This window comes from Afipia sp. GAS231 (genome assembly GCF_900103365.1).
Classification (GTDB): domain Bacteria; phylum Pseudomonadota; class Alphaproteobacteria; order Rhizobiales; family Xanthobacteraceae; genus Bradyrhizobium.
The window spans coordinates 2,244,445-2,268,680 of sequence record NZ_LT629703.1 but is presented as its reverse complement, the minus strand read 5'-3'; the positions used below and the strand labels follow the sequence as shown (position 1 = coordinate 2,268,680).

Sequence of the window (24,236 nt, the reverse complement as noted above, 5' to 3'; positions counted from 1 at the left end):
AATCAAGGACGGCCTTCAAAAATCAAGGAAACGATAAGGACACGTTAAGCCCGCCTTAAAGCGCGGCCCGGCGTTCCGTTCGATACTTCCGGCTGCATCCCGTCACTCACATAAGGTGTTCGTGTCATGCGCATGGAAGAAACGACATGGCGTCTCACGCGCCTGTTCTATGGGTTGTTGTTTCACAAGATGTTTCAGTCGATCGCGGCATCCTTCGTGCCGTTGTCTGACGGCAGAGCTTCAACCGGAAGTGATGCGTCGTTTTCAGCGAATTCGTTGGCCGCCTCCGGGAGTTCTTCTCGAAAGCAAGGTTCGTTTGGGCGCCTCTTTCAAGCGCTGCACCATTCACGACGGCTGCAGGCAGAGCGCACCCTTCGACAGTACCGTCACCTGATCGACAACGGGTGGCACCAGTTTGACTCACGGACAGATGGTGGAGGACGTGACAATGTCGCTCAGTGAAGAACCGTCCGAACGCAAGCTTCAGGTTTCGGCACCGGGCAAGAACAGGCTGCTGGTAGCGATCGCCATCTGCTTTGTCATTCTGCACATCCTTGCGGCCGCCCTATTGACCTCCGCCCGTCGGAGCGACGCCGGGGCAGCGCCCGAGCCGCCCGGACTGTCGTCTGCGGACTAATCGCCAAGCCGTTATTCGAGGATCTCATCCTCCCGGAGGGTTCGCTCATGGGCGACATTGCGTCGTTTTGCCTGCTCAGTTTCGCCGTGTTTTGCGGCGCCTTTGTCTCGGGCCTCGCGGGCTTTGCCTTTTCGGCGGTGGCCGGCGCAATTCTCCTTCACGTTCTCCCACCACTGGAGGCGGTTCCGCTGATGATGGCCTGCAGCATCGCCGTGCAAGCCACGAATCTCTGGGCATTGAGAAACAGTATCCGCTGGAAGCAGAGCTCGGTATTGGTCGTCGGCGGATTGCTTGGCGTTCCGATCGCCGTCTGGTTGCTGCAAGCTGCAGACGCGCGGATCTTCAGAGAGAGCTTTGGTCTCGCCATCGCCTGTTATGCAGCCTACACGTTATTCCGGCCGGTGCTTTCTCGTCGCCTGCAGATGAATGTGGGGCGCAATGTATTAATCGGCTTCGGCGGCGGCTTTGTCGGCGGGTTGACGGCAATGCCGGGTGCAATACCGACCATATGGTGTGACATCCACGGCGTGCCAAAAACGGAGCAGCGCGGGCTGGTTCAGCCTTTCATTGCTGCCATGCAGATTTTCGCGCTCGTGCTGATGCTGTTGCATAATGATTTGTCTTCGAAGGTTCTGGTCGAGTTCGCCGCCAGTATTCCGGCACTGCTTGCCGGCGCGGCGCTGGGGATTTTCGCTTTCCGCAGTGTCAATGAAGCGTCGTTCCGGCGGATCATCCTCGTCATGTTGCTGTTTTCAGGATTGCTGCTGGCCTTGTAATTGCGCCAGACGCGCGACGATGGAACAGTGCCGCTGATTTGCCCGACGTGTCAAAATATTTTCGCGGGGGTCGCTCGAAACGTCGATACCAGCGTCCACCGGCTACTTTGCATGGGGTTGTTTTCGATATTTTGGTTGGGGGGAGCCGGGAAGCATGGCTTGCCGAGCCGTAGCTCGCCTTCGACTTCAGTCCGTCTTTGCTTTCGCTTCGCTCCAGCTACGCCGGACACCACGCTTCGCCCTGTGGTCTCCGCTTGGCTGCGCCACGCGTAGCCCGCAGGGCGAAGCGTGGTGGGCCCGGCAGGACTCGAACCTGCAACCAGACCGTTATGAGCGGCCGGCTCTAACCATTGAGCTACAGGCCCCGCCGCTGATGGCCGCGGGTGACGGCGGCAACGGTGCCGGGATCGTTTACAGGCCGGATCGCGATCCGGCAATGCCGGGCTTAATCGACCGAAACGCCGGCGAATTCCACCACCTTGCGCCACTTTTCGGTCTCCTCGGTGACCAGCCTGCCGAATTCGGCCGGGCTCATCGGCTTCGGGATGCCGCCGACCTCGGCGAGCCGGGCCACCAGTTTCGGGTCCTTCAGCGCCTCGCCGATCGCCTTGTTGAGGATGTCGATGATTTCGGGCGGCGTGCCCTTGGGCGCCGAGATACCGTAGAAGCCGACGGATTCGAATCCGGGCACGGTCTCGGCGATGGCGGGCACATCGGGCACGGTCGGCCAGCGCTGCGGCGAGGTGACGCCGAGCGCGCGCACCGAGCCGCCCTTGGCCTGTTCCAGCGCCGAGGGCAGGTTGTCGAAGATCAACTGCACCTTGTTGGAGATGATGTCGGGAAACGCGATCGCAGAGCCCCGATAGGGCACATGCACCATGTCGCACTTGGTCATCGCCTTGAACAGCTCCGCCGACATGTGGACCGAGGTGCCGTTGCCCGACGAGGCGTAGGAGATCTTGCCGGGGTTGGCCTTGCAGTAGTCGATGAATTCCTGAACCGTCTTCACCGGCGTCGCGTTCGACACCACAAGCATGTTGGTGAGCTGCATGATGCTGGCGACCGGCGTGGTGTCGCGGAGGAAGTCAAACGGCAGCTTCTTGTACAGCGAGGTCGAGATCGCGTTGTTGGGCGCGACGAACAGCAGCGTGTAGCCGTCGGGGGCTGAGTTGATCGCCGCGGCCGCGGCGATATTGCCGCCGGAGCCGGCGCGGTTCTCGACCACGAACTGCTGGCCGAGATGATCCGACAGCCACTGGCTCATGATGCGCGCCACGATATCGACCGGGCCGCCGGCGGCAAAACCGATCAGCCATTTCACCGGGCGGTCGGGATAACCGGCGGCGGAAGCGGGCGCGGTACCCATCGCAAAATGGCCAACGAGACTTAAAATGCAAACCAGCAATGCTTTGCGCAATAATTCGATCATTAGGCTTCCCGTCATTTTCTTGTTACGCTTGGCGACATGCTTTCACAGATCCCCGCGCTTGCCTACAACCTCGGCTGCGGTCATTCCGCACGCAACGCTTGAGGCCAACCATGAAACTCGCTCATATTGCCTGCGCCGGCGTACTTCTGCTGGCAGGCAGCGCTGCGGCGCAAGATGGAGGCAAATCCAACTCGATGACTGCCATGACCAAGACCACGATCAGCTTAGGCACCGCGACGCCCGGCGGCGGTTTTCCGCTCTATGGCAACGCCTTTGCCGAAGTGATGAATGCCGCCGATCCGACGCTGTCGATCGAGCCGCGCAATACCAAGGGCTCCAACGAGAACATTCCGCTGCTGGAATCAGACCAGCTCGACATCGGGCTGGTGGCGGGAGAGCCTTCGTACGAAGCCTTCATGGGCATCGGGCGGCCGGCGACCAAACTCAAAATTCTCACCGCGATGTATTCCAGCCCCGGCATGTTCGTGGTGCGCGCCGACAGCCCCTACAAGACCATTCGCGATCTCGTCGGTCAGCCGGTCGCGTTCGGCGCCAAGGGTTCGGGCCTGCCGATCCTGTCGCGCTACATGCTCGACGGCATCGGGCTGAAGCAGGACGAGGATTTCAAGTCGATCTATCTCGACCGCGCCGGTGATGGCCCTGCGATGGTGCAGGACGGCCGCGCCGCGGCGCTGTGGGGCGCAGGCATCGGCTGGCCCGGCTTCGAGACGATGGCGAAAGCGCCCGGCGGCGCGCGCTTCATCGTGCCCGACGCCGGCGAAATCGCGCGCATCCGCGCCAAACACACGTATCTCAAGCCGTTGACGATTCCCGCGAACAGCTACCCGAACCAGACCGCGGCAATCGACTCCCTTGGCTCGTGGAGTTTCATTCTGGTACGCGAAAGCCTGCCGGATGACACAGCCTACCGGCTGGCCAAGACTTTGCACGGCATCGAAGTCACGCTGTGCAAGAAGCTGCCCCAGGCCTGCGAGACCACGGCCGCGAACACCGTCGCGGCCGCACCGAATGTCGGACTGATCCATCCCGGCGTGATGAAGTATTTTAAGGAGATCGGGGTGGTGAAATAACTCCCGTCGTCCCGGCCAGGCGCAGCGCGAGCTCAGATGTGCAATTGCACATCTGAGCTCAGATGTGCAATTGCACATCGGGGGACCCATAACCACTGAAGTTAGTGTTGCGCGACGCCGAAGCATCCAGCGCGGCAACGTGCACCTGTGGTTATGGGTCCCCGCGTTCGCGGGGACGACGATGAGTTCTACTTCTTCGCCATCGCGCAGGCCGGGTCGATCGGGCCGAACGCTTCATCGCCCGAGATCTTGGCGAGAATCTTGTAGTAGTCCCACGGATACTTGGACTCTTCCGGCGTCTTGACCTGCACCAGCATCAGGTCGTGGACCATCAGATTGTCCTCGCGCAGCTTGCCGTTGCGGGAAAAGAAATCCTCGATCGGCTTTTCGCGCATCTTGGCCGCTACCTTGAGCGGCTCGTCGGTGCCCGAGTCCTTGACGGCATTGAGATAGGTCGTCACGGAGGAATAGACGCCGGCCTGCCACATCGTCGGCATCCGGTTCATCTTGGCGAAGTAGCGCTTCGACCATTCACGGGTCTTGTCGTCCATGTCCCAATAGAACGACGTGGTCAGCAGCAGGCCTTGGGCAGCCGGCAGCCCCAGCGAATGAATATCTGTGATCAGCGCCAGCAGCGCCGCCATTTGCTGTCCGCCCTTGAACACGCCGAATTCGGAACCGGTCTTGATCTCGTTCATGTTGTTTGGCGGGCCGGCGGCGATGCCGATGATCTTGGCCTTGGACGCCTGCGCCTGCAGCACGAACGACGACAGGTCGGGGGTGGCGAGCGGCGGCTTCACCGAGCCCAGCACCTTGCCGCCATTGGCGTTGATCACGGTCGAGGCGTCGCGCTCGAGCGAATGACCGAAGGCATAATCGTCGGTGATGAAGAACCAGCTATCGCCGCCGCGCTTGACCACGGCCTGTGCGGTGCCGACCGCGAGCGCGCGGGTGTCGAACACCCACTGCATCGCGTAGGGCGAACAGAACTTGCCGTGGAAATCCGCGGTGCCGGTGGAATGGGTAATGAACAGCTTCTTCTTCTCGTTGGCAACGTTCTGCACGGCGAGGCCGACCGCCGACACCGGCACGTCGACGATCAGGTCGACCTGATCGACATCGTACCAGCGCCGCGCAATGGCGCCGCCGATATCCGGCTTCAACTGATGGTCGCCGACGATCACGCTGATCGGCTTGCCCAAAACCTTGCCGCCGAAATCGTCGACCGCCATTTGGGCTGCCGTCACCGAGCCCTGGCCGGTCGGCGTCGATGCCGGGCCGTTCATGTCGGTGAGCACGCCGATCTTGACCAGATCGTCCGAAACTTGCGCGAAGGCTGCCGTCGATGCCAGCATTGCGATAGCAAGCGCACCAAGCCTTGATAGATTCCTGGAGTGGTTCCCGGCGAACATCCTGTCTCCTCCCTGAACACGGCCTATTGGCCGCGAGTGCTTATTTTGGCGGCTTCTAACGGCGATTGGTCTCATTTGCAACTATTAGAAGCCCGCGTCAACTTGGCCGGAAGGATGAGACCGGCGGCGGCTGGTGCCCGGTTCTATTTATTTCGGGCGCGATTCAGGGCATAGGCGGGCGATGACCCCAACCCAGCGCCTGCCGGCTTCGCTTACCCCGCTCGATGCGGCGTTGACCGCGTTGCTGGACGGGCTGAGACCGGTGCCGCCGGTCGCGCTGCCGCTGGACGAAGCGCTGCGCTGCATGGCGGCCGACATGCCGCCGCTCGCCGCGTACCCGCCGCATGACATCGCCGCCGCCGACGGCTACGCGTTGCGCGCCCGCGATCTCGTCGCCGCGTCCTCCTATTCGCCGGTGCCTTTGCCCGCGACGCCGGTCTGGGTCGAGGCAGGCGAGGCCATGCCCGGTGGCTGCGACTGCGTGCTGGATTCCGATTCCGTTGATATCTCGGGCCCGATCCCGCAGGTCGTGGCGGAAGCCATTCCGGGGCAGGGGGTGCGCCGCGCCGGCGGCGATATTGCCGCGGGAAGCAACGTCGTCGAGGCCGGCCGGCGTGTCGTGGCGCGAGATATCTTGATCGCACGTGCCGCAGGAATCGCGCGGCTCGAGGTACGACGTCCGCGCGTTCGCGTCGTCAATGTGCCCGGCGGAATGGTAACCGCCGATTGGATCGCGGAAAGTGCACGGATCGCGGGCGCCGATGTTGTTTGCCTCACGGCGGCGGGGCGCGATGCCGTGTCGATCGCGGCCGCCATCGATGTCAGTGCTTGCGACCTGTTACTGATCGTCGGCGGCTCCGGCGTCGGCCGCACCGACGCGAGCGTGACGGCGCTGGCTGGACGCGGAAAGGTGTTCGCGCATGGCATTGCCCTGCAGCCCGGTCGCACCTCCGCGGTCGGCCGCATCGGCATGGCGCCTGTGGTCGTGTTGCCGCGCGCGCCGGATCATGCCTTTGCGGCGTGGTGGACGCTGGCGATACCCGCGCTCGATCGGCTGTCGGGCCGCCGGCCGCGCAAGACGCTGAATTTGCCGCTGGTGCGCAAGATCGCTTCCGGTGTCGGCATCGCCGAGATCGTGCTGCTGCAACGAAAGCAGGGCGCCTGGGTCACGCTGGCGGCCGGCGAATTGTCGCTCGATGCGATCGCCCGCGCCGAAGCCTGGCTTGTGATACCGGGCAGCTCGGAGGGATTTGCGGCGGGCGCTGGTGTCGATGCCTATATGTTGCGGGAGTGATAAGGATTTCCGCATGAGCAAGACGCCGCAGCCGAAAAAGCCTGACAATACCGATCAGGATCAGTTCCTGACCATTCTGTCGCGCGAGGATGCGCTGGCGCGGTTCGAAGCCGCGCTGTTTCCGCGCGACGTGCCACGTGAGAGCCGGCCGCTTGCGGAAGCGCTCGGCTGCGCGCTCGCCGAAGACGTGGTGGCACCCATCGACGTGCCGCCGTTCGATCGTTCCAATGTCGACGGCTTTGCGGTGCGTTCGGCCGATCTGGCGTCGGCCGGCGAGGCGTCGCCGGTTAGGATGATGCTGAACGATGAGGTGATCGCCTGCGGTGTTGCACCGATGCGGCCGGTGCTGTCGGGGACGGCGACGTCCATCGCCACCGGCGGCCCGGTGCCGCGCGGGGCCGACGCCATCGTGATGGTCGAGCACACCCAGCCGGCTGGTCCCCGCGCGATTGAAATTCGCCGTGCGGCCTCGCCCGGGCAGTTCGTATCCTATGCCGGCTCCGACATCGCGCGCGGCGAGGCGTTGCTGCGCGCCGGCACCGTCATCGGCTCGCGCGAGATCGGCATGCTGGCGGCCTGCGGCATCGCGGAGGTCGCCGTCGCGCGCCGACCACGCGTCGCCATCCTCTCCACCGGCGACGAACTGGTGCAGCCCGGTCAACTGCTGCGGCCGGCCGCGATCTACGACACCAATGGCGCGATCGTCACCGCCGCGATCATCGAGAACGGCGGCGAGGCCGAGTTTCTCGGCGCGATCGCCGATGACGAAACGCTGCTCGAAGCCGCGATGCGCCAGGCGCTCGACACGTGCGACATGCTGGTGCTCTCGGGCGGCACCTCGAAAGGTGCGGGCGACGTCTCCCACCGCATCATCGGCCGGCTCGGCCAACCCGGCATCATCGCGCATGGTGTCGCGTTGAAACCCGGCAAGCCATTGTGCCTCGCGGTGTGCGGCGGCAAACCCGTCATCATCCTGCCGGGATTTCCGACCTCGGCGATGTTCACCTTTCACGACATGATCGTGCCGGTGCTGCGGCGGATGGCGGGCCTGCCGCCGCGGTCCGATGCAAAGGTGACAGCGAAGATTCCGGTGCGGATCTCGTCCGAACTTGGCCGCACCGAATTCGTCATGGTGTCGCTGGTCGAAGGCGCGGACGGGCTGATCGCCTATCCGACCGGCAAAGGGTCCGGCGCGATCACGTCGTTTGCGCAGGCCGATGGTTTCCTGCGCATCGATGCGCTGGCCGAGCAGCTGCCGGCAGGCGCGCAGGCCGAGGTGACATTATTCACGCCGCATGTGCGGGTGCCGGATCTCGTCATCGTCGGCAGCCACTGCACCGGGCTCGATCTGGTTACGGCGCCGCTGGCGCGGGCCGGGCTCGTCGTACGTTCGATCGCAGTCGGCAGTCTCGGTGGCCTCGCGGCAGCCAAGCGAGGCGAATGCGATTTCGCGCCGATCCATCTGTTCAACGAAAAGACAGAGACCTACAACACGCCGTATCTCGCGGACGGGCTCGAACTCGTATCCGGCTGGCGACGGATGCAGGGCATCGTGTTCAGAAAAGGTGATCGACGCTTCGAAGGTCTGAGCGCCGAGGAGGCGGTGCGCGCCGCACTCGCCGATTTTGCCTGCATCATGGTCAATCGCAACCAGGGCGCCGGCACCCGCATCCTGATCGACCGACTGCTGGGCGGCGCGACGCCGGACGGATACTGGAACCAGCCGCGCTCGCATAATGCGGTTGCGGCGGCCGTAGCGCAGCATCGCGCCGACTGGGGCATGACCATTGCGCCGGTGGCGCATGCATCAAACCTGGGTTTCATTCCCTTTGCCGAAGAGCATTATGACTTCGCACTGGTGAAGGCGCGCAAGCAGCGGCCGGCTGTGCAGGCCTTTCTTGACGCGCTGGCGTCGAACGAAGGCCGCGCGGCGCTGGAGCAGGCGGGGTTTCGGCCGGCCTGAAAGAAATAGATTTGCGCAGGGGATGGGATGCCAAAGCCTTTATCGATAGCGATCGTCGGCGCCGGCATGGGCGGCCTTGCCGCCGCCGCGGCGCTGCGGCGGGTGGGCATCGACGTCACCGTCTACGAACAGGCGACGCAATTCGCGCGGCTCGGCGCCGGCATCCAGATCGGCTGCAATGCCATGCGGGTGTTGCGCGGGCTCGGGCTGGAACAGAGACTTCGCGGACAATCGTTCTATCCGCGTTCCTGGAACAACCGCGACTGGCGCACCGGCGAAATCAAGTTCGACATGATTTTTGGCGAGAGTGCCGAACAGAAGTATGGCGCGCCCTATCTGCTGGCGCACCGCGGCGATCTGCATGCAGCGCTGGCGAGCGCCGTGCCCGACGAATGCGTCAAGCTCAACCACAAACTCACCGGGCTGGATGAGACCGGCGGCGGCGTGCGGCTGACGTTCGCTAACGGCACAACCGCGACCGCCGATGCGGTGATTGGCGCGGACGGCATTCACTCAGTGGTGAGAGACATTTTGTTCGGCGCCACACCGGTGAGCTTTACCGGACGCATCGCTTACCGCACGACCTATCCTGCCTCTCTGCTCGGGGCTGAGAAAATCGATGACTGCACCAAGTGGTGGGGCGAGGACCGCCATATCGTCATCTACTACGTCAAGCCGGACCGCAGCGAGATCTACCTCGTCACCAGCCAGCCGGAGCCGGAGTTTCGTATCGAGTCGTGGTCGGCGAAGGGCGATGTCAGGGATTTGCGCAAGGCGTTCGAAGGCTTCGACCGCCAGGTCGAGACGGTGCTGGCCGCCTGTCCGGATGTGCACAAATGGGCGATCGTCGATCGCGAGTCGCTGGCGCACTGGTCGGACCGCAACGTGACGCTGCTCGGCGACGCTTGCCATCCGATGACGCCCTATATGGCGCAGGGGGCGGCGATGGCGATCGAAGATGCCGCGGTGCTGTCGCGTTGCCTCGACGGGATGGAGCGCGATCAGGTTGCGGATGCGTTTCGCCGCTTCGAGGCGACGCGGAAGGAGCGGACGGAGCTGATCCAGCAGACCTCGCGCGCCAATAAATGGCTCAGCGGAAGAACCAATGGCGACTGGGTCTATGGCTACGACGCCTGGAACGTTCCGCTGGCAGCGTGAGCTGCGAAGCTATTTGCAGGATGGGCTGACACATTTGTCGATGAAAGAGGCGCGGCCGTTGCGGCGCGCTTCGGCCTCGGCGAGCGCACGTTGCGCTGCGGGCGACAGGATTTTCGGTTCCGGCGGTGCCGTGACGATCGCATCGCTGCCGGTGAACAGCCGGGCAAGCCGCTGCATTCGCGAGATAGTTACCACGATACGCAGGACGAGATTGATCGCCCGAAGGATGAAGGTCAAAGCGCCCCACAGAAAGTCGACCATCTGGAATTCTCGATGTCCGTCGGTTAAGTCCGGACGGCGTTCAGTAGTCGCCGCAGGCGGTAACCGGGTTCACGGTTGCAAGTGCGCGAACAACCCGTCTCAGCCGCCGTCGAGCGTCGCCAGCCGTTCTGCCTCAGTGATGTCGTCCATGGTGTTGGCGTTGAAGAACGGATCGAGCGGCGTTACGGGCCATGTCACGGTGGCCAGCCGGTAGCGCGCGGTCCAGCGGTCGATCTTTCTGACATCCTCGACCACCAGTGCGTGGCGGAGCTGTTCGCGTAAACCCACGCTCCACAATCCGATCACCGGATGCGACTGTCCGTCGGAAGCAGCGACGGCGAGTTCGGCATTCTCCGACATCAGCGCGGCATAGAGGCGCGAAACCAGATCGCGCGGCAGGAACGGACAATCGCCGGCGGCGCTCAGCACCAGCGACACGTCGGGGCGATTGGCCGCGGCCCAGTCGAGCGCTGCCAGGATGCCGGCGAGCGGTCCTGGGAAATCGGCGACGCCGTCCGGGATCACCGGCAGGCCGAACGCGGCAAAGCGGTTGGGATCGCCATTGGCGTTGAGAATGAGACCGTCGCATTGCGGTTCGAGCCGCGCGATCACGCGTTCCAGAATGGTGCGGCCGCCGATGGTGCGCATTGGCTTATCGCCGCCGCCCATCCGCCGCGCCAGCCCGCCGGCGAGCAGGACGCCTACTACTTCAGTCGTCACGGTCTTCGCCCTTGCGCTTGTGCCGCGCCGATTCCTCTTCGACAAAGGCGAGGTTCTGGTCGAACACGATGCGCTCCTGGCCTGACAGCGCGATAAAGCGCTTGCCCTTGGCGCGTCCGACCAGGGTCAGCCCGACCTGTCGCGCCAGCTCGACGCCCCAGGCGGTAAAGCCCGAGCGCGAGACCAGAATGGGAATTCCCATCCGCACCGTCTTGATCACCATCTCGGAGGTGAGCCGCCCGGTGGTGTAGAGAATCTTGTCGGCGGGATCGACGCCGTGGCGGTAGATCCAGCCTGCGATCTTGTCGACCGCGTTATGGCGGCCGACGTCCTCGGTGTAGCAGACCGGCTCGCCTTCCTTGCACAGCACGCAGCCGTGGATCGCACCGGCCTCCAGATAGAGCGAAGGCATGGTGTTGATCGCATGCGTCATCTGGTAGAGCCAGGAGGTGCGCAACTCGGCCTTCGGCAGCGCTACGCTTTCGACGGCTTCGAGCAGATCGCCGAACGCCGTGCCCTGCGCGCAGCCCGACGTTTGCGTGCGTTTTTTCAGTTTCGCTTCAAAATTGGTGTGGTGTTCGGTGCGCACCACCACCACCTGGAGATCGTCGTCATATTCGACCTCGGTGACGACATCGTCATATTTCAGCATGTTCTGGTTCAGGAGATAGCCGAGCGCGAGATATTCCGGATAGTCGCCGATCGTCATCATGGTGACGATCTCCTGCGCGTTCAGATACAGCGTCAGCGGCCGTTCCACCGGCACCCGGATTTCGACCGTGGCGCCGGTCTGGTCGGTCCCGGTGACGCGCTCGGTCAGCCGCGGATCATCCGGGTTGGGCACGATCAGGGGAACGGGGGCCTTGTCGATTTTCATCATGTCCGCAGGTTAGCATGACAATGGCTGTCAGCCGATATAAAGCATTTGAGAGATCGGGCGAATACGCCTGTCACGTCATTGCGAGCGCAAGCGAAGCAATCCATCTTACAAAGCAAAGGAAGAATGGATTGCGTCGTCGCGTTGCTCCTCGCAATGACGGGAGGGATGCCGGAGAATGCGATGAAAGTAATAGGCCTCGCGGGATGGAGCGGCGCCGGCAAGACCACCTTGCTGACGCGGGTGATCCCGTTTTTGCTCAAAAAAGGCCTGCGGGTTTCCGTCATCAAGCACGCCCATCATGCCTTCGATGTCGACGTGCCCGGTAAGGATTCCTGGCGGCACCGCGAGTCCGGCGCGACCGAGGTTCTGGTGTCCTCCAGCCAGCGCTGGGCGCTGATGCACGAGCTGCGCGGCGCCGGCGAGCCGAGGTTGCCGGAACTTTTGACGAAGATGTCGCGGGTCGATCTTGTCGTGATCGAGGGCTTCAAGCGTGAGCCGCACCACAAGATCGAGGTTTATCGCGCCGCCAACGCCAAGCCGCTGCTGTTTCCCGACGATCCTGATGTGGTCGGGATCGCGACCGACACGGCGGTTGAAACCACGCTTCCCACCGCCCATCTCGATGATATCGAGGCCATTGCGGCCATGATGCAGCGGTCGGCGATGCCGGTCGACGATATACTGTCCAAGAGCGAAGCCGAGGGCTGATCCCGCAGATGGCGCAGTTGTCCGACGATTGCTTTGCCTTCGGCGGCCCGATGATGTCGGTCGAGGAGGCCGTCGGCCTGATCGCCGCGCGCGTCACGCCGGTGCGGGATGTCGAAACCGTTGCGCTCGCGCGGACTGACGGCCGGATTCTCGCGCACGACATCGCAGCGCCATTGCCGCTGCCGCCTTTCACCAACTCCGCGGTCGACGGGTACGCGGTGGCGGGTCGCGACCTGCCGCAAACCAGCGAGCAGGCATTCCCGATCACCGGGCGCGTTCAGGCCGGCGGATCGGCGGCCGCGCCGGTCAAACCGGGGCAGGCAATGCGCATCTTCACCGGCGCGCCGATGCCCGATGGCGCTGATACCGTGTTCATGCAGGAAGACGTCCGCCTCGAAGACGGCCAGGTCGTGCTGCCGGCCGGGCTGAAGCCGGGCGCCAATGTGCGGCCCGCCGGCGAGGATATCCCCGCAGGTCACGCCGCGTTGAGGGCCGGCCGAAGGCTGCGGCCGCAGGATATCGCACTCGCCGCGGCGTTCGGATTGACGGAGCTCGACGTCGTCAGGCGCATCCGCGTCGCGGTGTTCTCGACCGGCAACGAGCTGGTCTCGCCGGGTGAAGCGCGCGGCGCCGCGCAATTGTTCGATTCCAACCGCTTCATGCTGATGGCGATGCTGGCAAGGCTCGGTTGCGAGGTCAGCGATCTCGGTATCCTCAGGGACGACCGCGCCTCGCTCGCGCGCGCCTTGCAGCAGGTGGCCGGCCGCCAAGACCTGATCCTGACCACGGGCGGCGTTTCGACCGGCGAGGAGGATCACGTCAAGGCAGCGGTCGAAAGCGTAGGCACGCTGGTGCTGTGGCGGATGGCGATCAAGCCGGGACGCCCGGTCGCGATGGGGATCATCGACGGCACGCCGTTGATCGGCCTGCCCGGCAATCCGGTGGCGAGTTTTGTTACTTTCGTTCACGTGGTGCGGCCGACCGTTCTGGCGCTGTCGGGCGCCGTGCCTGAGGCACTGGTTCCGATGCCGGTCCGCGCCGGCTTTACCTACAAAAAGAAAATCGCCCGCCGCGAATATGTCCGCGTCAACCTGCGCAAGGCCGCGGATGGGACGCTCGAAGCCGTCAAGTTTCCGCGCGAGGGGGCAGGGCTGCTGTCCTCGCTGGTCGACACCGACGGCCTGGTCGAACTCGACGAAGATGTCACCCAGGTCGAGCCCGGCCAGACGGTCGGGTTCCTGTCCTACGCCAGCCTGATGTAGGACTCATTTTGATGCGTTTTCTTGACGAACCGGTAGCCACTTCGTTCGAAAGCGCTATTTGACCGTGAGCGCCCGCTTCGCCATGTTCGTGACATGACCAAGACGACCCTCGATCTCACCGGCCTGAAGTGTCCGCTGCCGGCGCTGAAGACGCGCAAGGCGCTGAAGGCGATCACGCCGGGCGATTTCCTCGAAGTTTACTGCACCGATCCGCTGTCGGTGATCGACATTCCCAACCTGATCCGGGAAACCGGCGACAAGGTCGAGATCTCCGAGCGTGGCGAAACCCGCATCGTTTTCCTGATCGAAAAGACGAATGGATCGATAGGGAAATCCAATGATGCGCCGCCTGTCATCGGGTAAGCGCTTCGGTTGAGTGATACCTACCTTTTTCCTATCGACTTCGGTCCCTGCTTCTGTCCCAATTGGATTCCTCCGTGGGGCTGACGGAGGTGGAGTCGCGTTTTGTGCAGGACACAAAACCGTTCCGGGACAGGCCAAATTTCGCCGAAGTTCGAACCGCAATTGGCATAGTGGGTGGTGTCTGGGGTTTATGGTTCTCGAATGCGCTTATCGATCCCGGCGCATCCTGGAATTGTGCGGAGCAACAATGTGGGAATTGCTCCGCTGCGGCGCCGAGGACAACGGGATCGTAGACGGCAGGAGCGCCCCATCAAGGGCGGGCTGCAGGGGGAGACAACGATGACGACGATCAGCAGTGCCGGAACGGTGCCCGGCGCCGGAGCAGGGTTTCTCGACAAGGAGCGGACGATTGCGACCGCCGGCTTCAACCGCTGGCTGGTGCCGCCGGCCGCGCTTTGCATCCATCTGTGCATTGGCATGGCCTACGGCTTCAGCGTGTTCTGGCTGCCGCTCTCGCGCGCGATCGGTCTGACCGCGCCAAAGGCCTGCCCCGACATGTCGCTGGTGCAGGAGCTGTTCACCACCACTTGCGACTGGAAGGTCGCCAGCATGGGGTGGATGTACACCCTGTTCTTCGTGCTGCTCGGCATCGCCGCCGCGGTGTGGGGCGGCTGGCTGGAGCGCGTCGGTCCGCGTAAGGCGGGCTTCGTATCGGCGCTATGCTGGTGCGGGGGTCTCTTCCTCGGTGCCATCGGCGTCTACACACATCAGCTCTGGTTGCTGTGGCTCGGCTCCGGCGTGATCGGCGGCATCGGCCTCGGTCTCGGCTACATCTCGCCGGTGTCGACGCTGGTGAAATGGTTTCCCGACCGTCGCGGCATGGCGACCGGCATGGCGATCATGGGTTTTGGCGGCGGTGCCATGATCGGCGCACCGCTGGCGAACCTGCTGATGAATTACTTCAAGTCGCCGACTTCGGTCGGTGTCTGGGAAACCTTCGTCGCGATGGGCGTGATCTACTTCGTGTTCATGATGATCGGCGCCTTCCGCTATCGGATTCCGCCGGCCGGTTGGCGTCCCGAGGGCTGGACCGCTCCGGCAAAAGCCAATGCGATGATCTCGCAGAACAACGTTCACCTCAACGACGCGCACAAGACGCCGCAGTTCTGGCTGATCTGGTGGGTGCTGTGTCTGAACGTCTCGGCAGGCATCGGTGTGATCGGCATGGCCTCGCCGATGTTGCAGGAGATCTTCGCCGGCAAACTGATTGGCTTGCCCGATGTCGGCTTCAACCAGCTTGACGCCACGCAGAAGGCGACGATCGCGGGCATCGCGGCGGGCTTCGCCGGGCTACTCTCGCTGTTCAATATCGGCGGCCGGTTTTTCTGGGCGTCGCTGTCGGACAAGATCGGCCGCAAGAACACCTACTACACGTTCTTCATCCTCGGCATCGCGCTCTACGCGCTGGCGCCGACCTTTGCGGCGATGGGCTCGAAGCTGCTGTTCGTGCTCGGCTTCGGTATCATCCTGTCGATGTATGGCGGCGGTTTCGCCACCGTGCCGGCCTATCTCGCCGACATGTTCGGCACCCAGTTCGTGGGCGCCATCCATGGCCGTCTGCTGACGGCGTGGTCGACGGCCGGCATCATCGGCCCGGTCGTGGTCAACTACATCCGCGAGTTCCAGCTCGCGGCGGGCGTTTCGCGCGACCAGCTCTACAACACCACGATGTATATCCTCTGTGCGATGCTGATTGCCGGGTTGATCTGCAACTACCTGATCAAGCCGGTCGACCATAAGTGGCACATGAGCGAGGCCGAGGTAGCCAAATTGCAGGCGGCGTCAGCGAGCGCCACTGCGGGGCCTTCGGGCTCCTACGGCATCGGATTCGGCGGGCTCGACGCCAGGGCTGCGATGTTCTGGGCCTTTGTCGGCATCCCGCTCGCCTGGGGTGTGTGGAAGACGCTGGAAAGCGCCGTCAAGATACTCTGATCGCAGGGCGCATCGCGGGACGGCAATTCTCGTCCCGCGATGCCTCTCGCTATCCCGTCAAAACCAATCAACAGATCAGAGGAATCTTTCCATGCTCCGTACCGGAATTTGTCTCGCCGCCGTGCTGCTTGTCGCCGGCATGCTCAACACGGCTTCGGCCCAAACCTCCACCGCTCCGGCCGCCGCGCCGGCGACCACCACGCCTACCCCGGCCGCCAAGCCTTCGAAGATGAAGCTGACCGCCGAAAAACTGAAGGACATGAAGGCCAAGTGGAGCGCCAACAAGACCAAGCTCAAGGCCTGCCGCGCCGAGGTCAAGCAGAAGGGCTTGGCGGGTGACGACCGCTGGTTCTACATCGAAGACTGCATGGGCAAGATCTGAGAACTTATAGACCTGAGGCCTTCAAGACTTGAGAACTTCCCGTCCCAAACAGCGTTGATTTGAGGGGCATGCAGCATGGCTGCGTGCCCCTTAAATGCTTATTGGGCCGTCATAATTCTCGCAATTATTCCCTTGGCATCTGGCATGCCACGGATTAGAATTGATCCAAATCCGACAAGGTCGATATGCGATGGTCCACGACGTACAAAAAGTCCGCCAGTTTGAGCACCCCGGCGCGGGGCGGAAACGGGCGAAATCGACTCCCAAGGGCCGTCAGGTCGACCCGACGGCGGCGCATGAAATCGAGCTTCTGCTCGGCGATCGGCCGCGGCGCCGCGATCTCTTGATCGAGCACCTGCATCTGATCCAGGACAGCTACCGCCAGATCACGGCGGCGCATCTCGCAGCACTGGCCGACGAGATGAAGCTGTCGTTCGCCGAAGTGTTCGAGACCGCGACCTTCTACGCGCATTTCGACGTGGTGAAGGAAGGCGAGCCCGATATCGCGCCGCTGACCATCCGCGTCTGCGACTCGCTCACCTGCGCCATGCTGGGCGCGGAAACGTTGCTCAATCAACTGCAGGAAAAAGCCGGCCCCGGCATCCGCGTGGTGCGCGCGCCCTGCGTTGGTCGCTGCGACACCGCGCCGGCAGCCGAGGTCGGCCATCACTTCGTCGATCATGCCACCGTGACCAATGTGCTTGCGGCGGCCAAGGCTGGCGAGACCCACGCGCACCTGCCCAACTATATCGCCTACGACGCCTATGTTGCCGCCGGCGGTTATGCGCTGCTGAACAGGCTGCGCTCCGGCGCGATGTCGAAGGAAGACCTGCTCAAGGCGCTCGATGACGCGTCGCTGCGCGGTCTCGGCGGCGCCGGTTTTCCGACGGGACGCAAATGGCGCTCGGTGATCGGTGAGCCCGGTCCGCGGCTGATGGCGATCAATGGCGATGAGGGCGAGCCAGGCACCTTCAAGGATCGCTGGTACCTCGAGACTGATCCGCATCGCTTTCTCGAGGGCATGCTGATCGGCGCCCATGTGGTCGAGGCGACCGACGTCTACATCTATCTGCGCGACGAATATCCGGCCTCGCGCGAAATCCTCGAACGCGAAATTGCCAAGCTTCCGCCGGGTGGCCCGGTGCTGCACATGCGCCGCGGCGCCGGCGCCTATATCTGCGGCGAGGAATCCTCGCTGCTCGAAAGCATCGAGGGCAAGCGCGGCCTGCCCAGGCACAAGCCGCCTTATCCGTTCCAGGTCGGACTGTTCGGGCTGCCGACGCTGATCAACAATATCGAGACGCTGTGGTGGGTGCGCGACATCGTCGAGAAGGGCGCCGACTGGTGGAAGGGCCATGGCCGCAACGATCGTCATGGTCTGCGCAGCTATTCGGTCTCGGGCCGCGTCAAGAATCCAGGCATGAAGCTGGCGCCGGCCGGCATCACGGTGCGTGAGCTGATCGACGAGTTCTGCGGCGGCATGGCGGACGGCCACAAATTCCACGCCTACCTGCCGGGCGGTGCCTCGGGCGGCATCCTGCCGGCATCGATGGACAACATACCGCTTGATTTCGGCACGCTGGAAAAATACGGCTGCTTCATCGGTTCGGCCGCGGTCGTCATCCTGTCCGACCAGGATAGCGTGCGGGGGGCGGCGCTGAACCTGATGCGCTTCTTCGAGGATGAGAGCTGCGGCCAGTGCACGCCGTGCCGGGTCGGCACCCAGAAGGCGGCGATCCTGATGGAAAAGCCGGTGTGGAACCGCCAATTGCTGGACGAATTGAGCCAGGCGATGCGCGATGCGTCGATCTGCGGACTCGGGCAGGCGGCCTCGAATCCGCTAACATCCGTGATCAAATACTTCCCCGACGAGTTCAAGGAAGCGGCGGAATGACCAAAATCCAGTTCGAACTCGACGGCAAGCAGGTCGAGGCCAACGCCGGCGAAACCATCTGGCAAGTTGCCAAACGCCAGGGCCGCGAGATCCCGCATCTCTGCTATTCGCCCGAGCCCGACTACCGGCCTGACGGCAACTGCCGCGCCTGCATGGTCGAGATCGAGGGCGAGCGGGTGCTGGCGGCGTCCTGCAAGCGGACGCCGAGCGTCGGCATGAAGGTGAAGACCGAGAGCGCGCGTGCGGTCTCGGCGCAGAAGATGGTGATGGAGCTCTTGGTCGCCGACCAGCCGGCGCGCGAGACCTCGCACGATCCCGACTCGAAATTCTGGCACTGGGCCGAGAAGGTCGAGGTGACCGAGAGCCGTTTCCCGGCGGCCGAACGCTGGCACGGCGACAGCAGCCATCCGGCGATGAGCGTCAATCTCGACGCCTGCATCCAGTGCGGGCTGTGCGTGCGCGCCTGCCGCGAGGTTCAGGTCAACGACGTCATCGGCATGGCCTATCGTAGTCACCAGTCGAAAATCGTGTTCGACTTCGACGATCCGATGGGCGAGTCCACCTGCGTGGCCTGCGGCGAATGCGTGCAGGCCTGTCCGACCGGCGCGCTGATGCCGTCGGTGATGCTCGACGAGAACCAGACCCGCGTCACCTACGCGGACAAGAAGGTGGATTCGCTGTGCCCGTTCTGCGGCGTCGGCTGCCAGGTCACCTATCAGGTCAAGGACGACAAGGTCATCTACGCCGAAGGCCGCGACGGTCCGGCCAATCACAACCGGCTCTGCGTCAAGGGGCGGTTTGGTTTCGACTACATCCATCATCCGCATCGCCTGACCAAACCGCTGGTGCGGCTGCCGAACGCGAAGAAGGATTCCAATGACCAGGTCGACCCGGCCAATCCGTTCACGCATTTCCGCGAAGCGTCGTGGGAAGAGGCGCTGGATATCGCGGCAAAGGGCCTCGTCAAGATCCGCGACGAAAAGGGCGTCAAGGCGCTGGCCGGTTTCGGTTCGGCCAAGGGCTCCAACGAGGAAGCCTATCTGTTCCAGAAGCTGGTGCGTACCGGCTTCGGCTCCAACAATGTCGATCACTGCACCCGGCTGTGCCACGCCTCGTCGGTGGCGGCGCTGATGGAGGGCCTCAATTCCGGCGCGGTGTCGGCGCCGTTTGCGGCTGCCATGGATGCCGAAGTCATCATCGTGATCGGCGCCAACCCGACCGTCAACCACCCGGTGGCGGCGACCTACATCAAGAACGCGGCCAAGCTCGGCGCCAAGCTGATCGTGATGGACCCGCGCATGCAGTCGCTGTCGCGCCACGCCCACCAGCATCTGCAGTTCAAGCCCGGCAGCGACGTCGCGATGCTGAACGCGATGCTGCACACCATCATCACCGAAGGGCTGACCGACCAGCAATATATCGCGGGCTATACCGAAGGCTTCGACGAACTCGCCGAGCGCATCAAGGATTTCCCGCCGGAGAAAATGGAAGCGATCTGCGGCGTCCCGGCCGAGACCCTGAAGGAAGTGGCGCGGATGTATGCGCGGTCGCGCGCCTCGCTGATCTTCTGGGGCATGGGCATCAGCCAGCACATCCACGGTACCGACAATGCGCGCTGCCTGATCGCGCTGGCGCTGGTCACCGGCCAGATCGGCCGTCCCGGCACCGGCCTGCATCCGCTGCGCGGTCAGAACAACGTGCAGGGCGCCTCCGATGCCGGCCTGATCCCGATGTTCCTGCCGGACTACCAGCCGGTCGGCCGCACCGATCTGCGCGAACCCTTTGAAAAGCTCTGGCACCAGGACCTCGATCCGGTTCGTGGCTTGACGGTGGTCGAGATCATGAACGCGATCCATGCCGGTGAAATCAACGGCATGTACATCGAGGGCGAAAACCCCGCGATGTCGGATCCCGATCTGCAGCATGCGCGCGTGGCGCTGGCGAAACTCGATCATCTGGTGGTGCAGGACCTGTTCGTCACCGAAACCGCGTTCCACGCCGACGTGATCCTGCCGGCTTCGGCATTCGCGGAAAAATCCGGCTCCTTCACCAACACCGACCGCCGCGTGCAATTGGCGCGCGAGGTGATCAAGCCGCCCGGCGACGCGCGGCAGGATCTGTGGATCATTCAGGAAATCGCCAAGCGCATGGGCCTGCCGTGGAACTACGACGGTCCGGGTGAGGTGTTCACCGAGATGACGCAGGTGATGCCGTCGCTGCAGAACATCACCTGGGATCGGCTGGTGCGCGAGGGCGCGGTGACCTATCCGGTCGATGCCTCCGATCAGCCCGGCAACGAGATCATCTTCACGTCAGGTTTCCCGACTGCGAGCGGCCGTGGCAAGATCGTGCCGGCCAAGGTGATCGCACCGGACGAGGTGCCCGACGACGAATATCCGATGGTGCTGTCGACCGGACGCGTGCTCGAGCACTGGCACACGGGGTCGATGACCCGCCGCGCCAGCGTGCTCGACCAGATCGAGCCGGAGGCGGTGGCCTTCATGTCGCCAAAGGATATGCGGCGGCTCAGCGTGTGGCCCGGCGATTTCATCAGGCTGGAGACCCGCCGCGGCGCGGTCGAGGTCATGGTGCGCTCCGACCGCGACGTGCCGGAGAACATGGTGTTCATGCCGTTCTGCTACGCGGAAGCGGCGGCCAACCTCCTGACCAATCCGGCGCTCGATCCGTTCGGCAAGATTCCCGAATTCAAGTTCTGCGCCGTGCGCGCCGAGAAGGCCGAGATCCGCAGCGCAGCGGAATAAGCTCTCGCGGAAGCGGCGCTGTTCAGTTGGTGCGGGTTGCCGCGGCGGCCTGCTGCTCGGCGGCGTTCTGTGCGGCTTTGTTCTGCGCCACGATGGTCTCGAGCCGCGAGATGTTTTCCAGCAGCCGCTGGCTGGTCAGGACCAGAAAATAATATCCGAATTGCGGGTTCTGAAAGTAGATCTCGAGCAGCTTCTCATAGGTGATGGTCAGCACCTGGCCGTCCTCGGTGCATTCGATCGTCGCCGTCCGCCGGTTATCCGGCGAAAGAAAGCCGAGTTCGCCCATCAGGCGTCCCGGTGGAACCGCGACGCCGATCTCCTTGACCAGAAATTGGCCGGTGACGGTCAAGAGCATGTCCTGTGCGAGATCGTCCTTTTTGAACAGGATGTCGCCCCTGCGGTATTTGCGCGTGGTCATGAACGGCTTCAGCCATTCCATCGACATGTCGCCGGCGGTGGCGGCGCGCGCTTTCCTGACCAGGCTGAGCATCTGATGGAGGCGAACACCGTTGATCGGCAGCAGCAGCAGATACAACAGGAAGGTCTTGATATCGTGGGCGAGTGCGCCGAAGGCGGCGAAACACACGCAACCGACCATGTTGGCGAGGCGCAGCGGCACCATCGTATGCGTCAGCAGCGTGGCGACAAAGAACACCGCGCCGACCAGAGCGAACATGTTGGCAAGCGTGATGTTCGCCAGCAGGATTTCGAGAAGACGATTGAACAGGGCATCGTAGGTGATGTTGTTGGGATCGAGACCCAGCTGAACCAGGATCTTGGCAAACCGCAGGTTGTCGGCGGCCGTGTTGAGAATGCGATCGAGAATTCCGGAAAGGTTCGCGCTGGTGGAGTTCATGATTGCGTCAACAACAATAGGGCGTGACGGAAAGACCCTGGCCTTTGGCGCAATGATCCGGGCAACGGCGCTCGCTGCCGGTGGCATCGTAAGGGCGAACAGACGGCAGGTAAAGGCTTCGCCGCTTCGGGAAACGATCGGCCCAAGGCAATAATTGAGTCAATAATTCATTCAATAGTTCAAGCGGGACAGGAATATTCCGGCCCTCAGCGCGACGAGGCCGGCCAGGACGGCCGTTACCAGCAAGACGCCGGTGGCGGCGCCCACGATTCGTAACATTCGTGTGACGTCGATGTGAGCGAGCAGCGGATTGCCCTGGTTTTCCAGGTCCAGCTCGATGTTCTCCGTCGGGAATATCGTCGCGCAGCGCGCCGGCCACGCACTTCGCGTGGCAAAGCGAATGGCGGCCTGCTTGCGCCAGAACAGCCCGCCCAATTTCCCGTCAGCGCCTCGCGCGACCCAGTGGCCGTGCTTGTTGCGGCCGATGAAAAACACCGGAATGGCCTCGCTGAGGTCTTCGGCACCGGGACGTTGAAATGGCGTATCCGCGGCAGGCTGAGGTTCGTTGCGAGCGGGCGACGCGATCGACAGTTCTTGTGCGGTTCTGCCTCCGAGAAGGTCGTCGTCATACGTCATCGCGCTCATCGAATATGCCGTCCCAAAATACGCGCCGGCCACCGGTGGCGCCCGAATGCATATAGGCCTGTGCGCCATATGAATTCGAGACGGTCGAACCGCACGTCATATAGTGACGGCATAGTGAGCTACGGCATCGTGACGGAGCGCTGCAGTCGAGCGCCACGCTTATGTCGGTCCTATGCGAAACCAGGACTGCTGCTCTCGAATTCATATGCCTTCCGACTCATCTTCCAGCAGGCGGCGCAGAGCCGCGATGGAGACGGAAGATGACATACCCAGCGTTCGCCGATCACCGGCTTCCCGAACCGGCACGCCATCGCCAATCGGATCATGACTGGCGGTATTCCCACCCGGGCAACTATCGTTTCGGAAGAACGGTGGCAAAGCCCGTCCGCGCCATAACCGGCCGAAGCGCCCGCGGAGCGAGACGCTTCTTCAGTGCGATACACAGGATCATTGCCGAGGCCAAACTCCGCAGGCTTGCGCGTGAGCTGAACGTCCGTGGCGTTCGCTATCCATCGGTCAGACTGGAGGGCGACCGGTTCGTCGCCGATCCAGACCGTTCGCCTTCCAAATAACGTGAGTAGAAGCCCATGATGCCGATTTTCCGGACTACGATCGCTGTTGTTGGCTCGACGCTGCGGAAGGCGGCGCTCGCGCTGTTCGGATTCGTGGCCGGTCAAGTCGCAGGGCCACTGCGATATCGGCCCGAAGCCCACTACATGCGCGGACCCGGGCCGAAATGGCGGGAAAAGTACCTGCAGGATCATCCCGCACGCTGGTAACGCGCGGCAATCGGTCTGCCGGTTCAGCTCATCGCGAGCCGGCAGGAACTGGCATCCGCGGCCGCCTCATCTTCACAGAGCGCCGTCATCGCCAATGCGACCGCCTTTCGCGCGTCATCTCCGAGTTCGACAAGCGGCAGCCGTACAGCGGGTTTCATCAACCCCAGCAAGCTCAGGCCGTATTTCAGGGCAGCAACCTGCGAATCTGCCGAAAGCACGGTCGCTAACGCGGCAATGCGAGCCGGCGATCCATCCGAGACCGGCATGTGACCCGTCATGCAGCTTTCGTAGATGCTCCGGCAGAGTTCCGGAAAAAAGTTGGCAATGATCGAAATGCAGCCGTCGCCGCCGCTTGCCAGATAGATCGGCGCCGTCGCGTCATCGCCGGACAGAAATCGAAACGTCGGCGGCAGTGCCGGCTTCAGGCGCAGCAACCGTGCGACGCTTCCGCTTGCATCCTTCAGGCCAATGAGCTGCTTCGACTCCGACAGCCGGACGATGGTCTCGTCGGAGATTTCCCGCAAGGTGCGCGCGGGGACGTCGTGCAGAATGACGGGAAGACCGGTCACGTTCGTAATGGCCTGGAAATGAGCCAGGATGCCTGCCTGCGTCGGCTTGTTGTAGTAGGGCACGACGGACAATATCGCGTCGGCGCCGGCCGCCTCGGCCGCCGTCGTCAGTTCCAGCGCCTGGCTGGTCGCGTTCGAACCGGCTCCGGCGATGACGGCTACCCGGCCACGTGCGATACCGACGGCCGCGGCAACAATTTCTTCGTGCTCGTCGCGGCCGAGTGTCGAATCCTCGCCCATGGTTTCACCGACGACGATCGCCGTCGCGCCTGATCTGATCTGGTGCTCGCACAACGTCTCAAACGCGGGCCAGTCGACCCGGTCGTCATCGTCGAACGGTGTCGGAAGGTCGGCAATGAAGCCGCCAAGCCAATGTATGGGCTGATGGAGGGTCATGGAACGT

Annotated in this window: 22 protein-coding genes and 1 tRNA gene; 14 read left to right on the top strand and 9 right to left on the bottom strand. The window is 63.3% G+C overall.

Annotated features, from left to right (window positions below; translation table 11 throughout):
• Positions 1 to 126: 126 nt before the first annotated feature.
• The 3 genes from BLS26_RS35645 to BLS26_RS10785 are packed head-to-tail and all read left to right on the top strand — an operon-like array spanning position 127 to position 1,413.
• Positions 127 to 462, top strand: coding sequence for a hypothetical protein (locus BLS26_RS35645; RefSeq protein ID WP_157676402.1), 336 nt, complete (start codon positions 127 to 129; stop codon positions 460 to 462).
• Positions 449 to 637: a hypothetical protein gene (locus BLS26_RS10790; RefSeq protein ID WP_157676401.1), complete on the top strand. Its 189-nt coding sequence runs from the start codon at positions 449 to 451 to the stop codon at positions 635 to 637. The genes BLS26_RS35645 and BLS26_RS10790 overlap by 14 nt, the downstream gene beginning before the upstream one ends.
• 47 nt (positions 638 to 684) lie before the next feature.
• A complete protein-coding gene (locus BLS26_RS10785; protein WP_092510868.1) occupies positions 685 to 1,413 on the top strand; it encodes a sulfite exporter TauE/SafE family protein in 729 nt (242 codons plus the stop codon).
• 289 nt (positions 1,414 to 1,702) lie between these two features.
• Here BLS26_RS10785 and BLS26_RS10780 read toward each other — a convergent pair.
• Positions 1,703 to 1,778, bottom strand: a tRNA-Ile gene (locus BLS26_RS10780).
• A gap of 80 nt (positions 1,779 to 1,858) precedes the next feature.
• Positions 1,859 to 2,842, bottom strand: coding sequence for a Bug family tripartite tricarboxylate transporter substrate binding protein (locus tag BLS26_RS10775; RefSeq protein ID WP_371360799.1), 984 nt, complete (start codon positions 2,840 to 2,842; stop codon positions 1,859 to 1,861).
• 110 nt (positions 2,843 to 2,952) lie between these two features.
• On the opposite strand from BLS26_RS10775, the gene BLS26_RS10770 reads away from it, so the two are divergent.
• Positions 2,953 to 3,933 (top strand): TAXI family TRAP transporter solute-binding subunit, encoded by a 981-nt coding sequence (locus tag BLS26_RS10770; RefSeq protein WP_092510864.1) that lies wholly within the window; start codon positions 2,953 to 2,955, stop codon positions 3,931 to 3,933.
• Between the two features lie 188 nt (positions 3,934 to 4,121).
• Here BLS26_RS10770 and BLS26_RS10765 read toward each other — a convergent pair whose 3' ends face one another.
• Positions 4,122 to 5,345 carry an ABC transporter substrate-binding protein gene (locus BLS26_RS10765; protein ID WP_371360798.1) on the bottom strand — a complete coding sequence of 408 codons (1,224 nt, stop codon included), beginning with the start codon at positions 5,343 to 5,345 and terminating at the stop codon, positions 4,122 to 4,124.
• Between the two features lie 181 nt (positions 5,346 to 5,526).
• Here BLS26_RS10765 and BLS26_RS10760 point away from each other — a divergent pair, with 181 nt between their 5' ends.
• The 3 genes from BLS26_RS10760 to BLS26_RS10750 are packed head-to-tail and all read left to right on the top strand — an operon-like array spanning position 5,527 to position 9,760.
• Positions 5,527 to 6,639 (top strand): molybdopterin-binding protein, encoded by a 1,113-nt coding sequence (locus BLS26_RS10760; protein ID WP_092510860.1) that lies wholly within the window; start codon positions 5,527 to 5,529, stop codon positions 6,637 to 6,639.
• 13 nt (positions 6,640 to 6,652) lie between these two features.
• Positions 6,653 to 8,602, top strand: coding sequence for a molybdopterin biosynthesis protein (locus tag BLS26_RS10755; protein ID WP_092510858.1), 1,950 nt, complete (start codon positions 6,653 to 6,655; stop codon positions 8,600 to 8,602).
• 27 nt (positions 8,603 to 8,629) lie between these two features.
• Positions 8,630 to 9,760, top strand: coding sequence for an FAD-dependent monooxygenase (locus tag BLS26_RS10750; protein ID WP_092510856.1), 1,131 nt, complete (start codon positions 8,630 to 8,632; stop codon positions 9,758 to 9,760).
• A gap of 9 nt (positions 9,761 to 9,769) precedes the next feature.
• Here the strand turns inward: BLS26_RS10750 and BLS26_RS10745 are convergent, their stop codons facing one another.
• The 3 genes from BLS26_RS10745 to fdhD form a co-directional block, all read right to left on the bottom strand.
• Positions 9,770 to 10,021 carry a hypothetical protein gene (locus tag BLS26_RS10745; protein WP_092510854.1) on the bottom strand — a complete coding sequence of 84 codons (252 nt, stop codon included), beginning with the start codon at positions 10,019 to 10,021 and terminating at the stop codon, positions 9,770 to 9,772.
• A gap of 99 nt (positions 10,022 to 10,120) precedes the next feature.
• Complete coding sequence (mobA, locus tag BLS26_RS10740; protein WP_244541978.1) at positions 10,121 to 10,690, bottom strand: molybdenum cofactor guanylyltransferase MobA; 570 nt, start codon at positions 10,688 to 10,690, stop codon at positions 10,121 to 10,123.
• A 40-nt stretch (positions 10,691 to 10,730) separates the two neighbouring features.
• Complete coding sequence (gene fdhD / locus BLS26_RS10735) at positions 10,731 to 11,621, bottom strand: formate dehydrogenase accessory sulfurtransferase FdhD (protein WP_092510850.1); 891 nt, start codon at positions 11,619 to 11,621, stop codon at positions 10,731 to 10,733.
• Between the two features lie 180 nt (positions 11,622 to 11,801).
• On the opposite strand from fdhD, the gene mobB reads away from it, so the two are divergent.
• From mobB to fdhF, 7 genes are all read left to right on the top strand, one after another.
• Positions 11,802 to 12,329, top strand: coding sequence for a molybdopterin-guanine dinucleotide biosynthesis protein B (gene mobB / locus BLS26_RS10730; protein ID WP_092517920.1), 528 nt, complete (start codon positions 11,802 to 11,804; stop codon positions 12,327 to 12,329).
• A gap of 8 nt (positions 12,330 to 12,337) precedes the next feature.
• The gene (gene glp, locus BLS26_RS10725; protein WP_092510848.1) at positions 12,338 to 13,591 is read left to right on the top strand and encodes a gephyrin-like molybdotransferase Glp; all 1,254 of its coding nucleotides are present in this window, start codon (positions 12,338 to 12,340) and stop codon (positions 13,589 to 13,591) included.
• A 93-nt stretch (positions 13,592 to 13,684) separates the two neighbouring features.
• Positions 13,685 to 13,954, top strand: coding sequence for a sulfurtransferase TusA family protein (locus BLS26_RS10720; protein WP_092510846.1), 270 nt, complete (start codon positions 13,685 to 13,687; stop codon positions 13,952 to 13,954).
• Positions 13,955 to 14,293: 339 nt separating this feature from the next.
• Positions 14,294 to 15,946, top strand: coding sequence for an OFA family MFS transporter (locus BLS26_RS10715; RefSeq protein ID WP_092510844.1), 1,653 nt, complete (start codon positions 14,294 to 14,296; stop codon positions 15,944 to 15,946).
• Positions 15,947 to 16,037: 91 nt separating this feature from the next.
• Positions 16,038 to 16,328 carry a hypothetical protein gene (locus BLS26_RS10710; protein ID WP_092510842.1) on the top strand — a complete coding sequence of 97 codons (291 nt, stop codon included), beginning with the start codon at positions 16,038 to 16,040 and terminating at the stop codon, positions 16,326 to 16,328.
• Positions 16,329 to 16,518: 190 nt separating this feature from the next.
• Complete coding sequence (locus BLS26_RS10705) at positions 16,519 to 18,222, top strand: NADH-ubiquinone oxidoreductase-F iron-sulfur binding region domain-containing protein (protein ID WP_092510840.1); 1,704 nt, start codon at positions 16,519 to 16,521, stop codon at positions 18,220 to 18,222.
• Positions 18,219 to 20,984, top strand: coding sequence for a formate dehydrogenase subunit alpha (fdhF, locus tag BLS26_RS10700; protein ID WP_092510838.1), 2,766 nt, complete (start codon positions 18,219 to 18,221; stop codon positions 20,982 to 20,984). The genes BLS26_RS10705 and fdhF overlap by 4 nt, the downstream gene beginning before the upstream one ends.
• Positions 20,985 to 21,006: 22 nt before the next feature.
• Here fdhF and BLS26_RS10695 read toward each other — a convergent pair whose 3' ends face one another.
• The 3 genes from BLS26_RS10695 to dapA all read right to left on the bottom strand — a co-directional run bounded on the left by BLS26_RS10695 (position 21,007) and on the right by dapA (position 24,229).
• Positions 21,007 to 21,840 carry a Crp/Fnr family transcriptional regulator gene (locus tag BLS26_RS10695; protein ID WP_092510836.1) on the bottom strand — a complete coding sequence of 278 codons (834 nt, stop codon included), beginning with the start codon at positions 21,838 to 21,840 and terminating at the stop codon, positions 21,007 to 21,009.
• A gap of 171 nt (positions 21,841 to 22,011) precedes the next feature.
• Positions 22,012 to 22,518 (bottom strand): hypothetical protein, encoded by a 507-nt coding sequence (locus BLS26_RS10690; RefSeq protein WP_092510834.1) that lies wholly within the window; start codon positions 22,516 to 22,518, stop codon positions 22,012 to 22,014.
• Positions 22,519 to 23,287: 769 nt separating this feature from the next.
• A complete protein-coding gene (gene dapA, locus BLS26_RS10680; protein ID WP_092510830.1) occupies positions 23,288 to 24,229 on the bottom strand; it encodes a 4-hydroxy-tetrahydrodipicolinate synthase in 942 nt (313 codons plus the stop codon).
• Positions 24,230 to 24,236: the final 7 nt, after the last annotated feature.

Bases quoted from the DNA above. Each gene is read 5' to 3' on its own strand.
- BLS26_RS35645 (WP_157676402.1), top strand. From the start codon at position 127: ATGCGCATGGAAGAAACGACATGGCGTCTCACGCGCCTGTTCTATGGG.
- BLS26_RS10790 (WP_157676401.1), top strand. From the start codon at position 449: ATGTCGCTCAGTGAAGAACCGTCCGAACGCAAGCTTCAGGTTTCGGCA.
- BLS26_RS10785 (WP_092510868.1), top strand. From the start codon at position 685: ATGGGCGACATTGCGTCGTTTTGCCTGCTCAGTTTCGCCGTGTTTTGC.
- BLS26_RS10775 (WP_371360799.1), bottom strand. From the start codon at position 2,842: ATGATCGAATTATTGCGCAAAGCATTGCTGGTTTGCATTTTAAGTCTC.
- BLS26_RS10770 (WP_092510864.1), top strand. From the start codon at position 2,953: ATGAAACTCGCTCATATTGCCTGCGCCGGCGTACTTCTGCTGGCAGGC.
- BLS26_RS10765 (WP_371360798.1), bottom strand. From the start codon at position 5,345: ATGTTCGCCGGGAACCACTCCAGGAATCTATCAAGGCTTGGTGCGCTT.
- BLS26_RS10760 (WP_092510860.1), top strand. From the start codon at position 5,527: ATGACCCCAACCCAGCGCCTGCCGGCTTCGCTTACCCCGCTCGATGCG.
- BLS26_RS10755 (WP_092510858.1), top strand. From the start codon at position 6,653: ATGAGCAAGACGCCGCAGCCGAAAAAGCCTGACAATACCGATCAGGAT.
- BLS26_RS10750 (WP_092510856.1), top strand. From the start codon at position 8,630: ATGCCAAAGCCTTTATCGATAGCGATCGTCGGCGCCGGCATGGGCGGC.
- BLS26_RS10745 (WP_092510854.1), bottom strand. From the start codon at position 10,021: ATGGTCGACTTTCTGTGGGGCGCTTTGACCTTCATCCTTCGGGCGATC.
- mobA (WP_244541978.1), bottom strand. From the start codon at position 10,690: ATGGGCGGCGGCGATAAGCCAATGCGCACCATCGGCGGCCGCACCATT.
- fdhD (WP_092510850.1), bottom strand. From the start codon at position 11,621: ATGATGAAAATCGACAAGGCCCCCGTTCCCCTGATCGTGCCCAACCCG.
- mobB (WP_092517920.1), top strand. From the start codon at position 11,802: ATGAAAGTAATAGGCCTCGCGGGATGGAGCGGCGCCGGCAAGACCACC.
- glp (WP_092510848.1), top strand. From the start codon at position 12,338: ATGGCGCAGTTGTCCGACGATTGCTTTGCCTTCGGCGGCCCGATGATG.
- BLS26_RS10720 (WP_092510846.1), top strand. From the start codon at position 13,685: ATGACCAAGACGACCCTCGATCTCACCGGCCTGAAGTGTCCGCTGCCG.
- BLS26_RS10715 (WP_092510844.1), top strand. From the start codon at position 14,294: ATGACGACGATCAGCAGTGCCGGAACGGTGCCCGGCGCCGGAGCAGGG.
- BLS26_RS10710 (WP_092510842.1), top strand. From the start codon at position 16,038: ATGCTCCGTACCGGAATTTGTCTCGCCGCCGTGCTGCTTGTCGCCGGC.
- BLS26_RS10705 (WP_092510840.1), top strand. From the start codon at position 16,519: ATGGTCCACGACGTACAAAAAGTCCGCCAGTTTGAGCACCCCGGCGCG.
- fdhF (WP_092510838.1), top strand. From the start codon at position 18,219: ATGACCAAAATCCAGTTCGAACTCGACGGCAAGCAGGTCGAGGCCAAC.
- BLS26_RS10695 (WP_092510836.1), bottom strand. From the start codon at position 21,840: ATGAACTCCACCAGCGCGAACCTTTCCGGAATTCTCGATCGCATTCTC.
- dapA (WP_092510830.1), bottom strand. From the start codon at position 24,229: ATGACCCTCCATCAGCCCATACATTGGCTTGGCGGCTTCATTGCCGAC.